This window comes from Pseudomonas sp. UBA6315 (genome assembly GCF_002438125.1).
GTDB classification, from domain to species: domain Bacteria; phylum Pseudomonadota; class Gammaproteobacteria; order Pseudomonadales; family Pseudomonadaceae; genus Aquipseudomonas; species Aquipseudomonas faucium.
On record NZ_DJTF01000102.1, the window covers coordinates 1 to 12,003 of the forward strand.

Annotated in this window: 8 protein-coding genes; 2 read left to right on the top strand and 6 right to left on the bottom strand. The window is 65.4% G+C overall.

Features of this window, described 5'->3' with window-relative positions; genetic code table 11:
* Positions 1-2,470, top strand: a 2,470-nt coding sequence (gene acnB / locus B3E94_RS13125; RefSeq protein ID WP_286913833.1) for a bifunctional aconitate hydratase 2/2-methylisocitrate dehydratase, incomplete at its 5' end; no start/stop codon positions are given.
* A 146-nt stretch (positions 2,471-2,616) separates the two neighbouring features.
* Here the strand turns inward: acnB and prpD are convergent.
* The 6 genes from prpD to B3E94_RS13155 form a co-directional block, all read right to left on the bottom strand.
* Positions 2,617-4,101, bottom strand: coding sequence for a 2-methylcitrate dehydratase (gene prpD / locus B3E94_RS13130; RefSeq protein ID WP_286913834.1), 1,485 nt, complete (start codon positions 4,099-4,101; stop codon positions 2,617-2,619).
* A gap of 165 nt (positions 4,102-4,266) precedes the next feature.
* Positions 4,267-5,457 (bottom strand): 2-methylaconitate cis-trans isomerase PrpF, encoded by a 1,191-nt coding sequence (gene prpF / locus B3E94_RS13135; RefSeq protein ID WP_286913835.1) that lies wholly within the window; start codon positions 5,455-5,457, stop codon positions 4,267-4,269.
* Positions 5,458-5,621: 164 nt separating this feature from the next.
* A complete protein-coding gene (acnD, locus tag B3E94_RS13140) occupies positions 5,622-8,210 on the bottom strand; it encodes a Fe/S-dependent 2-methylisocitrate dehydratase AcnD (RefSeq protein WP_286913837.1) in 2,589 nt (862 codons plus the stop codon).
* A 180-nt stretch (positions 8,211-8,390) separates the two neighbouring features.
* Positions 8,391-9,518, bottom strand: coding sequence for a bifunctional 2-methylcitrate synthase/citrate synthase (gene prpC, locus B3E94_RS13145; protein ID WP_286913838.1), 1,128 nt, complete (start codon positions 9,516-9,518; stop codon positions 8,391-8,393).
* A gap of 132 nt (positions 9,519-9,650) precedes the next feature.
* Positions 9,651-10,541, bottom strand: coding sequence for a methylisocitrate lyase (gene prpB / locus B3E94_RS13150; protein WP_176517665.1), 891 nt, complete (start codon positions 10,539-10,541; stop codon positions 9,651-9,653).
* Entirely contained in the window at positions 10,538-11,254 is a 717-nt protein-coding gene (locus B3E94_RS13155; protein WP_176517666.1) for a GntR family transcriptional regulator, read from the bottom strand. Before B3E94_RS13155 ends, prpB begins: the two co-directional genes overlap by 4 nt.
* Before the next feature lie 289 nt (positions 11,255-11,543).
* On the opposite strand from B3E94_RS13155, the gene B3E94_RS13160 reads away from it, so the two are divergent.
* Positions 11,544-12,003, top strand: a 460-nt coding sequence (locus B3E94_RS13160) for an ATP-dependent zinc protease (protein WP_286913841.1), incomplete at its 3' end; no start/stop codon positions are given.

The window sequence follows — 12,003 nt, forward strand, 5'->3', positions numbered from 1 at the left end:
CCTGATCACCAACCGCGTTCCGCCAGGAGTGGACGAAGCTGCCTACGTCAAGGCCGCGTTCCTGTCCGCCGTCGCCAAGGGCGAAGCCAAGTCGCCGCTGATCGACCGCAAGCACGCCACCGAGCTGCTGGGCACCATGCAGGGCGGCTACAACATCGAGACGCTGGTCGCGCTGCTGGATGACGCCGAACTGGGCGCCGTCGCGGCCGAACAGCTCAAGCACACCCTGCTGATGTTCGATGCCTTCCACGATGTGGCCGAGAAAGCCAAGGCGGGCAACGCCCACGCCAAGGCCGTGCTGGATTCGTGGGCTGCCGGCGAGTGGTTCACCTCGCGCCCGGCGATCGCCGACAAGTACACCCTGACCGTGTTCAAGGTGCCTGGCGAAACCAACACCGACGACCTGTCCCCTGCCCCGGACGCCTGGTCGCGCCCTGACATCCCGCTGCACGCCCTGGCCATGCTGAAAATGGCCCGCGACGGCATCGAGCCGCAGCAGCCAGGTTCGGTCGGCCCGCTGGCCCAGATCGAAGCGGTCAAGGCCAAGGGCTTCCCGGTTGCCTACGTCGGCGACGTGGTCGGTACCGGTTCCTCGCGTAAATCCGCCACCAACTCGGTGCTGTGGTTCTTCGGCGACGACATCCCCTACGTGCCGAACAAGCGCGCCGGTGGTTTCTGCTTCGGCACCAAGATCGCCCCGATCTTCTACAACACCATGGAAGACGCCGGCGCCCTGCCGATCGAATTCGACTGCACCAACCTGGCCATGGGCGACGTCATCGACGTCTACCCGTTCAAAGGTGAAGTGCGCCGCCACGGCAGCGACGAGCTGGTCACCAGCTTCGCCCTGAAAACCGAAGTGCTGCTCGACGAAGTCCGCGCTGGCGGCCGTATCCCGCTGATCGTCGGCCGTGGCCTGACCGAAAAAGCCCGTGCCGAACTGGGCCTGGGTGCTTCGGACCTGTTCAAGAAACCAGAGCAGCCTGCCGATTCCGGCAAGGGCTTCACCCTGGCGCAGAAGATGGTCGGCCGTGCCTGCGGCCTGCCAGAAGGCCAGGGCGTGCGCCCAGGTGCCTACTGCGAGCCGAAGATGACCACCGTCGGTTCCCAGGACACCACTGGCCCGATGACCCGCGACGAGCTCAAGGACCTGGCGTGCCTGGGCTTCTCCGCCGACCTGGTGATGCAGTCGTTCTGCCACACCGCGGCCTATCCGAAGCCGATCGACGTCAACACCCACCACACCCTGCCAGACTTCATCCGCACCCGTGGCGGCGTGTCGCTGCGCCCAGGCGACGGCATCATCCACAGCTGGCTGAACCGCATGCTGATGCCTGACACCGTGGGTACCGGTGGCGACTCGCACACCCGCTTCCCGATCGGCATCTCGTTCCCGGCCGGTTCCGGCCTGGTGGCCTTCGCCGCCGCCACCGGCGTCATGCCGCTGGACATGCCAGAATCGATCCTGGTGCGTTTCAAGGGCAAGCTGCAGCCTGGCATCACCCTGCGTGACCTGGTGCATGCCATCCCTTACTACGCCATCCAGAAGGGCCTGCTGACCGTCGAGAAGAAAGGCAAGAAGAACGCCTTCTCCGGCCGCATCCTGGAAATCGAAGGCCTGGACGAACTGACCGTCGAGCAGGCGTTCGAGCTGTCCGACGCCTCGGCCGAGCGTTCCGCTGCCGGTTGCACCATCAAGCTGCCAGAGAAGGCCATCGCCGAGTACCTGACGTCCAACATCACCCTGCTGCGCTGGATGATCGGCGAAGGCTACGGCGATGCACGTACCCTGGAGCGTCGCGCCCAGGCCATGGAAGCCTGGCTGGCCAAGCCTGAGCTGCTGGCGGCCGACGCCGATGCCGAGTACGCCGAAATCATCGAAATCGACCTGGCCGACGTCAAGGAGCCTGTGCTCTGCGCGCCGAACGACCCGGACGACGCCCGCCTGCTGTCTTCGGTTCAGGGCGAGAAGATCGACGAAGTGTTCATCGGTTCGTGCATGACCAACATCGGCCACTTCCGCGCTGCCGGCAAGCTGCTGGACAAGGTCAAGGGTGGCATTCCGACCCGTCTGTGGCTGGCTCCGCCAACCAAGATGGACGCCCACCAGCTGACCGAAGAAGGCTACTACGGCATCTACGGCAAGGCCGGTGCGCGCATGGAAATGCCAGGCTGCTCGCTGTGCATGGGTAACCAGGCACGTGTGCAGACCGGTTCCACCGTGGTCTCCACCTCGACCCGTAACTTCCCGAACCGCCTGGGCGACGCCACCAACGTGTACCTGGCATCGGCCGAACTGGCCGCTGTCGCTTCGATCATCGGCAAGCTGCCGACCGTCGAAGAGTACATGCAGTACGCCAAGGACATCGACAGCATGGCTGCCGACGTCTACCGCTACCTGAGCTTCGACCAGATCGCCGAGTTCCGCGAAGCGGCTGCCAACGCCAAGATCCCAGTGGTCCAGGCGTAAGCTGAGCTGTTAGGTGTAAAGAAAACCCCGGCAGAGATGCCGGGGTTTTTTTATTGCGCTTTCCGGCCTCTTCGCGGGGCAAGCCCGCTCCCACAATGCTCCTGTGGGAGCGGGCTTGCCCCGCGAAGAGGCCGGCACAGGCAACCTCAACTCACGAACAAGTCCACGAACCTGTGCACCGCCGTGCCCTCCAGCCGCTGCTGGTCCTTGCACAAGGCAAAAATTGCCTCGCAGCGCTGCCGGGCAAAACGTGTCGCCAAATTCTCGCGGAACTTCGCCTCCAACAGTGGAATGCCCTCATCGCGCCGGCGCCGGTGCCCGAGCGGGTACTCCACCACCACCTGCTCGCTGCTGCTGCCATCCTTGAAGAACACCTGCAGCGCATTGGCAATCGAACGCTTGCCCGGCTCCAGATACTCGTGGCTGAAGCGCGGGTCTTCGACCACCTCCATTTTCTCGCGCAGCCGATCGATGCTTGGGTGCGCGGCATGGAACGCATCCTCGTAATGCTCAGCCTCCAGGTGCCCGAAAATCAGCGGCACGGCCACCATGTACTGCAGGCAGTGGTCGCGGTCGGCGGCGTTGGCCAGGGGGCCGACCTTGGAGATGATGCGAATCGCCGACTCCTGGGTGGTGATGACGATACGGTCGATTTCATGCAGCCGGTTGCGCACCTGCCGATGCAACAGCAGCGCGGCCTCGCAGGCGGTCTGGGCGTGAAACTCGGCGGGGAAGCTGATCTTGAACAGCACGTTCTCCATCACATAACTGCCCAGAGGCTGCGCCAGGCGCAGCTCACGCTGATCGGCAGGCTTGAGCGAAAGGTCTTTGTTGGCATGGCTGAACGACACGTCGTAAAAGCCCCACTGCGGCGCGCTCAGCACCCCGGGCACGCCCATTTCGCCGCGCAGGGCGATATCGGCCAGGCGCACGCCGCGGCTCGAGGCATCGCCTGCGGCCCACGACTTGCGCGAACCGGCATTGGGCGCATGGCGATAGGTGCGCAGCGCCTGGCCGTCGACGAACGCATGGGACAACGCCGACAGTAACTGCTCGCGATTGGCCCCCATCAGCTTGGCGCACACGGCCGTGGACGCCACCTTGACCAGCACCACGTGGTCCAGGCCCACGCGGTTGAAGGCATTCTCCAGCGCCAGCACGCCCTGGATCTCGTGGGCCATGACCATGGCTTGGAGCACCTCGCGCATCATCAGCGGCGCCTCGCCGTTGGCCACGTGCTTTTGCGACAGGTGATCGGCCACTGCCAGGATGCCACCGAGGTTGTCCGAGGGGTGGCCCCACTCCGCCGCCAGCCAGGTGTCGTTGTAATCCAGCCAGCGCACGCTGCAGCCGATGTCCCAGGCGGCCTTGACCGGGTCCAGGCGATAGCCGGTGCCAGGCACCCGGGCGCCGTTGGGCACGACCGTGCCTTCGACCAGGGGGCCCAGGTGCTTGGTGCATTCGGGGAAGCGCAAGGCCAGCAGGCCGCAGCCGAGGGTGTCCATCAGGCAGTTGCGCGCGGTGTCCAGTGCCTCGGGTGATTCGACCCGGTAGCTGAGGACATAGTCGGCGAGGGTTTGCAGCACCCGGTCGTAGTCGGGGCGGTCGTTCAGGTCTACGTTGGCGCTCATCTTCAGCTCCTGTGAATGGGGGCTGCTGTGCAGCCCATCGCCGGCAAGCCGGCTCCCACAGGGGGCGCATCGCCCTTCAGGCAGGCGCTGTACCTGTGGGAGCCGGCTTGCCGGCGATGGGCCGCAAGCGGCCCCAGTCAACGAGAGCCGAGCGTCATGGGTGCATCAGAAGCTATCGCCAGGCACCCTCACCCAGCCTTCCATCAGCACGCGCGCGCTGCGGCTCATGATTGCCTTGGTCACCGTCCACTCACCCTTCACCTGGCGCGCCTCGGCGCCCACCCGCAACGTGCCGGACGGGTGCCCGAAGCGCACCGCGCTGCGCTCGCCCCCGCCCGCGGCGAGGTTGACCAGCGTACCGGGAATGGCCGCGGCGGTACCGATGGCCACTGCAGCAGTGCCCATCATTGCATGGTGCAACTTGCCCATGGACAGTGCACGCACCAGCAGGTCGATGTCAGCGGCGGCAACGGCCTTGCCACTGGACGCAGTGTAGGCGCTTGGCGGCGCGACGAACGCCACCTTCGGCGTGTGCTGACGCCCGGCAGCCTGGTCGATGTGCTCGATCAGGCCCATGCGCACGGCGCCGTAGGCGCGGATGGTTTCGAAACGGTTCAGCGCCTGCGCGTCACCGTTGATCGCATCCTGAAGCTCGGTGCCGGTGTAGCCGATATCGGCGGCGTTGACGAAGATGGTCGGGATGCCGGCATTGATCAGCGTGGCCTTGAAGCAGCCCACACCAGGCACTTCCAGGTCATCCACCAGGTTGCCGGTGGGGAACATGGCGCCGCCGTCGCCGTCTTCGTCGGCGGCAGGGTCAAGGAATTCGAGTTGCACTTCGGCCGCCGGGAAGGTGACGCCGTCGAGTTCGAAATCGCCGGTTTCCTGCACCTGCCCTTCGGTGATCGGTACATGGGCGATGATGGTCTTGCCGATGTTGGCCTGCCAGATGCGCACGGTGGCCACGCCATTGCGCGGAACGCGCGCGGGGTCGACCAGGCCGCTGCTGATGGCGAACGAGCCGACGGCGGCGGAGAGGTTGCCGCAGTTGCCGCTCCAGTCGACGAAGGCCTTGTCGATGGCGACCTGGCCGAACAGGTAGTCGACATCGTGTTCAGGCTTGATGCTTGGCGAGAGGATCACGGTCTTGCTGGTGCTGGAGGTCGCACCACCCATGCCGTCGATCTGCTTGCCGTAGGGGTCGGGGCTGCCGATCACCCGCAGCAGCAGGGCATCACGGGCGGGGCCAGGCACCTGGGCGGCTTCGGGCAGGTCTTGCAGGCGGAAGAACACGCCTTTGCTGGTGCCGCCACGGATGTAGGTGGCGGGGACTTTGATTTGTGGAGCATGTGCCATTGGTTATTTGTCCTGTATGAATATGCAATAACACTTGGGCCGCTGCGTGCCCCCTTCGCGGGGCAAGCCCGCTCCCACAGGTACAGTGCAGGCCGGCATTGCCACGTCTACCCAGTGGGAGCGGGCTTGCCCCGCGAAGGGGCTGCGAAAGCAGCCCCATGCCATTACGCGGACGCTTCGAGGAAGTCCTGGGCAAAGCGCTGGAGCACGCCGCCCGCCTCGTAGATCGACACTTCCTCGGCAGTATCCAGGCGGCAGGTCACCGGCACCTCGATGCGTTCACCATTGGCCCGAGTCACCACCAGGGTCAGGGTCGCACGCGGCTTGCGCTCACCCAGCACGTCATAGGTCTCGCTGCCCTCAAGGCCAAGGGTCTTGCGGTCGGTGCCCGGCTTGAACTCCAGCGGCAACACGCCCATGCCCACCAGGTTGGTGCGGTGAATGCGCTCGAAGCCTTCAGCGACGATCGCCTCGACACCCGCCAGGCGCACGCCCTTGGCCGCCCAGTCACGCGACGAGCCCTGGCCGTAGTCGGCACCGGCGACGATGATCAGCGGCTGCTTGCGCTGCATGTAGGTCTCGATGGCTTCCCACATGCGGGTCACCTTGCCTTCCGGCTCGATGCGCGCCAGCGAACCCTGCTTCACGCTGCCGTCTTCCTTGCGCACCATTTCGTTGAACAGCTTGGGGTTGGCGAAGGTGGCGCGCTGGGCGGTCAGGTGGTCGCCGCGGTGGGTCGCGTAGGAGTTGAAGTCCTCTTCCGGCAGGCCCATTTTCGCCAGGTACTCGCCCGCCGCGCTGTCCATCATGATGGCGTTGGACGGCGACAGGTGGTCGGTGGTGATGTTGTCCGGCAGCACCGCCAGCGGGCGCATGCCGCGCAGGCTGCGCTCGCCGGCCAGGGCACCTTCCCAGTACGGCGGGCGGCGGATGTAGGTGCTCATCGGGCGCCAGTCGTACAGCGGCGCCACTTTCGGCCCGCGGTCTTCCTCGATGGCGAACATCGGGATGTAGACCTTGCGGAACTGCTCGGGCTTGACCGCCGCACGCACCACTGCGTCGATTTCTTCGTCGCTCGGCCAGATGTCCTTGAGGCGGATTTCCTTGCCATCGACCACGCCCAGCACATCCTTCTCGATGTCGAAGCGGATGGTGCCGGCGATGGCATAGGCCACCACCAGCGGTGGCGAGGCGAGGAACGCCTGCTTGGCGTAAGGGTGGATACGCCCGTCGAAGTTGCGGTTGCCCGACAGCACGGCGGTGGCGTACAGGTCGCGGTCGATGATTTCCTGCTGGATCACCGGGTCCAGCGCGCCGGACATGCCGTTGCAGGTGGTGCAGGCGAAGGCGACGATGCCAAAGCCCAGTTGCTCCAACTCCTTCTCCAGGCCCGCCTCTTCCAGGTACAGCTGCACGGCCTTGGAGCCTGGCGCCAGCGACGACTTGACCCACGGCTTGCGGCCCAGGCCGAGCTTGTTGGCGTTGCGCGCCAGCAGGCCTGCGGCAATCACGTTGCGCGGGTTGCTGGTGTTGGTGCAGCTGGTGATGGCGGCGATGATCACCGCGCCGTCAGGCATCTGCCCTGGCACGTCTTCCCAGGCGCCGGCGATGCCCTTGGCCGCCAGGTCACTGGTGGCGACGCGGGCGTGCGGGTTGGACGGGCCGGCCATGTTGCGCACCACGCTCGACAGGTCGAAGCGCAGCACGCGCTCGTACTCGGCCTGGGCCAGGCTGTCGGCCCACAGGCCGGTGGCCTTGGCGTAGGCCTCCACCAGCTTGACCTGCTGCTCTTCGCGGCCGGTCAGCTTGAGGTAGTCGATGGTTTGCTGGTCGATGGCGAACATCGCGGCGGTGGCGCCGTATTCCGGGGCCATGTTTGAGATGGTCGCGCGGTCGCCCAGGGTCAGGGCACGCGCGCCCTCGCCATAGAATTCGAGGTAGGCGCCGACCACTTTCTGCTTGCGCAGGAATTCGGTCAGGGCCAGCACCAGGTCGGTGGCGGTGATGTTCGGCGCAAGCTTGCCGCTCAGTTCGACGCCGACGATTTCCGGCAGACGCATCCACGAGGCGCGGCCGAGCATGACGTTCTCGGCTTCCAGGCCGCCGACGCCGATGGCGATCACGCCCAGGGCATCGACATGCGGGGTGTGGCTGTCGGTGCCGACGCAGGTGTCCGGGTAGGCCAGGCCGCGGTCGTTGTGGATCACCGGCGACATCTTCTCCAGGTTGATCTGGTGCATGATGCCGTTGCCGGGCTGGATCACGTCGACGTTCTTGAACGCCTTCTTGGTCCAGTTGATGAAGTGGAAGCGGTCTTCGTTGCGGCGGTCTTCGATGGCGCGGTTCTTCTCGAACGCTTGCGGGTCGAAGCCCCCGCATTCGACGGCCAGCGAGTGGTCGACGATCAGCTGCACCGGTACCACCGGGTTGACCTGGGCCGGGTCGCCGCCTTTGTCGGCAATCGCGTCACGCAGGCCGGCAAGGTCGACCAGCGCGGTCTGGCCGAGGATGTCATGGCACACCACACGGGCCGGGAACCAGGGGAAGTCGAGGTCGCGCTTGCGCTCGATCAGTTGGCTGAGCGAGGCGTCGAGGGTGGCCGGGTCGCAGCGGCGCACCAGGTTCTCGGCGAGCACGCGGGAGGTGTAGGGCAGGCCGTCGTAGGCGCCGGGCTTGATCGCCTCGACCGCGGCGCGGGCGTCGAAATAGTCCAGGTCGGTGCCTGGCAGGTTCTTGCGGTATGTGGTGTTCATATCGTTATCAGGCTCGGTCACGGTACGGTCGTGGAATTTATGGCCCTGGGGTGCCAGCTGCGGCCTCATCGCCGGCAAGCCGGCTCCCACAGGTGGGGTACAGCCCTCCAGGCGGGTGCTGTACCTGTGGGAGCCGGCTTGCCGGCGATGAGGCCAGCACAGCCAGACCCACTGGTCGACTCAGCGCTGCTCGATTGGCACGAACTGGCGCTGCTCGACGCCGACATACTCGGCGCTCGGGCGGATGATGCGGTTGTTGGCGCGCTGCTCGAACACGTGCGCCGCCCAGCCGGTCAGGCGCGAGCAGACGAAGATCGGGGTGAACAGCTTGGTCGGGATGCCCATGAAGTGGTACGCCGAGGCATGGTAGAAGTCGGCGTTGGGGAACAGGCGCTTCTGCTCCCACATGGTCTTGTCGATGGCCTCGGAAACCGGGTACAGCACCTTGTCGCCGACTTCATCGGCAAGCTGCTTCGACCAGCCCTTGATCACCTCGTTGCGCGGGTCGGACTCTTTGTAGATGGCATGGCCGAAGCCCATGATCTTGTCCTTGCGCTCGAGCATGCGCAGCAGCTCGGCAGTGGCCTCCTGCGGGCTCTGGAAGCGTTCGATCAGCTCCATCGCCGCCTCGTTGGCGCCACCGTGCAGCGGGCCGCGCAGCGAGCCGATGGCGGCGGTGATGCACGAGTACAGGTCGGACAGGGTCGAGGCGCACACGCGAGCGGTGAAGGTCGAGGCGTTGAACTCGTGCTCGGCGTAGAGGATCAGCGACACGTTCATCACCTTGACGTGCAGCTCGCTCGGCTTCTTGCCGTGCAACAGGTGCAGGAAGTGCCCGCCCAGGGTGTCTTCGTCGCTGCTGCAGTCGATGCGCACGCCATGGTGGCTGAAGCGGTACCAGTAGCACATCACCGCCGGGAACAGCGCCAGCAGGCGGTCGGTCTTCTCGCGCTCGGCCTCGAAGGTCAGCTCGGGCTCCAGAGTGCCGAGCACCGAGCAGCCGGTGCGCATCACATCCATCGGGTGGGCATCGCGCGGGATGCGCTCGAGCACTTCCTTGAGGGCCTGGGGCAGGTCGCGCAGGCCTTTGAGCTTGCGCTTGTAGTCAGCCAGCTCGGCCTGGGTCGGCAGCTCGCCGTACAGCAGCAGGTAGGCCACTTCTTCGAATTCGGCACCGGCGGCCAGGTCGCGCACGTCATAGCCACGGTAGGTCAGGCCGGCACCGGCCTGGCCCACGGTCGACAGCGCGGTCTGGCCGGCCACCTGGCCGCGCAGGCCTGCGCCACTGAGTACTTTTGCTTCGGCCATGGTGTTTCTCCTTTCTTGAATTTGTTATGGAAGCTTTTCTGGCTAATTCGGGGTGGCTGTAGCGGCCCTATCGCCGGCAAGCCGGCGCCTGCACCAGGCGGTTTCGCCGTGCCGGCTGAGGGCCGCAGTGGCTCAGCCTTTTTTCTGCGCGAACAACGCATCCAGGCTCTGCTCGAAGGCGTGGTAGCCAATGGCATCGTAGAGCTCCATGCGGGTCTGCATGGTGTCGATCACGTTCTTCTGGGTACCATCACGGCGCAGCGCGGTGTAGACATTCTCGGCCGCCTTGTTCATGGCGCGGAACGCCGACAGCGGATACAGCACCAGCGACACGTCGACCTCGCCCAGCTCCTGGGTGGTGTACAGCGGCGTGGCACCGAATTCGGTGATGTTGGCCAGGATTGGCGCCTTCACCCGGTCGGCGAAGGTCTTGTACATCGCAAGCTCGGTGATGGCCTCCGGGAAGACCATGTCGGCGCCGGCCTCGACGCACGCTGCGGCACGGTCCAGCGCTGCGTTCAGGCCTTCCACGGCCAGCGCGTCGGTGCGCGCCATGATCACGAAGCTGTCATCGGTACGGGCATCCACCGCCGCCTTGATGCGGTCGACCATCTCCTGCTGGGTGACGATTTCCTTGTTCGGCCGGTGGCCACAGCGCTTGGCGCCCACCTGGTCTTCGATGTGGATGGCGGCAGCGCCGAACTTGATCATCGAGCGCACGGTGCGCGCCACGTTGAAGGCCGAGGCGCCAAAGCCGGTGTCGACATCCACCAGCAGCGGCAGGTCGCAGACATCAGTGATGCGCCGCACGTCGGTGAGCACGTCGTCCAGGCCGGTGATGCCCAGGTCCGGCAGGCCCAGCGAGCCTGCGGCAACGCCGCCACCGGAGAGGTAGATGGCCTTGAAACCGGCGCGCTTGGCCAGCAGGGCATGGTTGGCGTTGATCGCGCCGACCACTTGCAGCGGATGTTCAGCGGCAACGGCGTCGCGGAAACGCTGACCGGGGGTGCTCTTCACAGTCATTTCTCACCTCGTGGGCTGTTGTTGTGGGCGTCCAGATAGTGACGCTCGATGTTGCGCTTGGACGCGCCGATGTGGCGGCGCATCAGGAGTTCTGCCAGCTCGCCGTCACGGTCGGCGATGGCATCGAGAATGCGGTGGTGTTCGGCAAAGGCCTGGCGGGGCCGGTTGGGCGTGGCGGAGAACTGGATGCGGTACATGCGCACCAGCTGGTACAGCTCGCCGCAGAGCATCTTGACCAGGGTCTGGTTGCCGCTGCCCTGGATGATCCGGTAGTGGAAGTCGTAGTCGCCTTCCTGCTGGTAGTAGCCCTGGCCGGCCTGGAAAGCGGCGTCACGCTCGTGGGTGTCGAGCACCCGGCGCAGCTCGTCGATGTCGGCCTGGCTCATGCGCTCGGCGGCCAGGCGGCAAGCCATGCCTTCGAGCGATTCGCGGATCTCGTACAGCTCGATCAGCTCGGCATGGTTCAGCGACACCACCCGCGCCCCGACATGCGGCACCCGCACCAGCAGGCGCTGGCCTTCGAGGCGGTGGATGGCCTCGCGCAGCGGCCCGCGGCTGATGCCATAGGTGCGCGCCAGCTCAGGCTCGGAGATCTTGCTGCCCGGGGCGATGTCGCCTTTGACGATGGCCGCCTGGATGCGCCGGAAGACGTTCTCGGACAAGGTTTCCGTTTCGTCTGACGCGGCGGGGCTGGGGCTGCTGAGGTCCAGCATATTGTCGACACCTTGCTAATCACTTGGGCAGAAATTAGCGAATCAAGCGCTATGAGTCAAAGACAAAATGAATATTGTCGACAATCGTCTAAGAACGAACTTACCCCTCGCCCACGCTGTCAGATCGCGACGCGCTGGCGTCAAGACATCGTCGTGATAGAATGCCGCGCCTTCGAAGGATGGATAGTGTGTTTGTCATCAATTCATGTTGTTGACAGTTAATGAGGAAGGTTGCGCAGCCGTTGCCAGTCGCCTTGCCCCGAACCCTGCACAGCACCGCGCCAGGATTATGAGACTTACACCCGTTTTATTGCTGCTATGCCTCACCTTGCTGCCGGCCCTTGGCCAGGCGGCAGGCAAGACCGTGTACGGTCTGAACGAATACGCGCGCCTTGGCGACCTGGACCTGGAAGTGGCCGCCAAGCTCGACACCGGCGCCAAGACCGCCTCCTTGAGCGCCCGCGACATCAAGCGTTTCAAGCGCAACGGCGAAAGCTGGGTGCGCTTCTACCTGGCCATCGACGCCGCCCATTCGCACCCGATCGAGCGCCCGCTGGCCCGGGTCAGCAAGATCAAGCGCCGGGCCGGCGACTATGATGCGGAGTCAGGCAAGGCCTACACCGCGCGCCCGGTCATCGAACTCGACATCTGCATGGGCCAGGCCCGGCGCACCATCGAAGTCAACCTCACCGACCGCAGCGCGTTCCAGTTCCCGCTGCTGATCGGTTCCGAGGCGCTCAAGCACTTCG

Excerpts from the sequence above, each read along its gene's own strand:
- prpB (WP_176517665.1), bottom strand. The coding sequence starts at position 10,541 with ATGACTGTGAAGAGCACCCCCGGTCAGCGTTTCCGCGACGCCGTTGCC.
- acnD (WP_286913837.1), bottom strand. The coding sequence starts at position 8,210 with ATGAACACCACATACCGCAAGAACCTGCCAGGCACCGACCTGGACTAT.
- B3E94_RS13155 (WP_176517666.1), bottom strand. The coding sequence starts at position 11,254 with ATGCTGGACCTCAGCAGCCCCAGCCCCGCCGCGTCAGACGAAACGGAA.
- prpC (WP_286913838.1), bottom strand. The coding sequence starts at position 9,518 with ATGGCCGAAGCAAAAGTACTCAGTGGCGCAGGCCTGCGCGGCCAGGTG.
- prpF (WP_286913835.1), bottom strand. The coding sequence starts at position 5,457 with ATGGCACATGCTCCACAAATCAAAGTCCCCGCCACCTACATCCGTGGC.
- prpD (WP_286913834.1), bottom strand. The coding sequence starts at position 4,101 with ATGAGCGCCAACGTAGACCTGAACGACCGCCCCGACTACGACCGGGTG.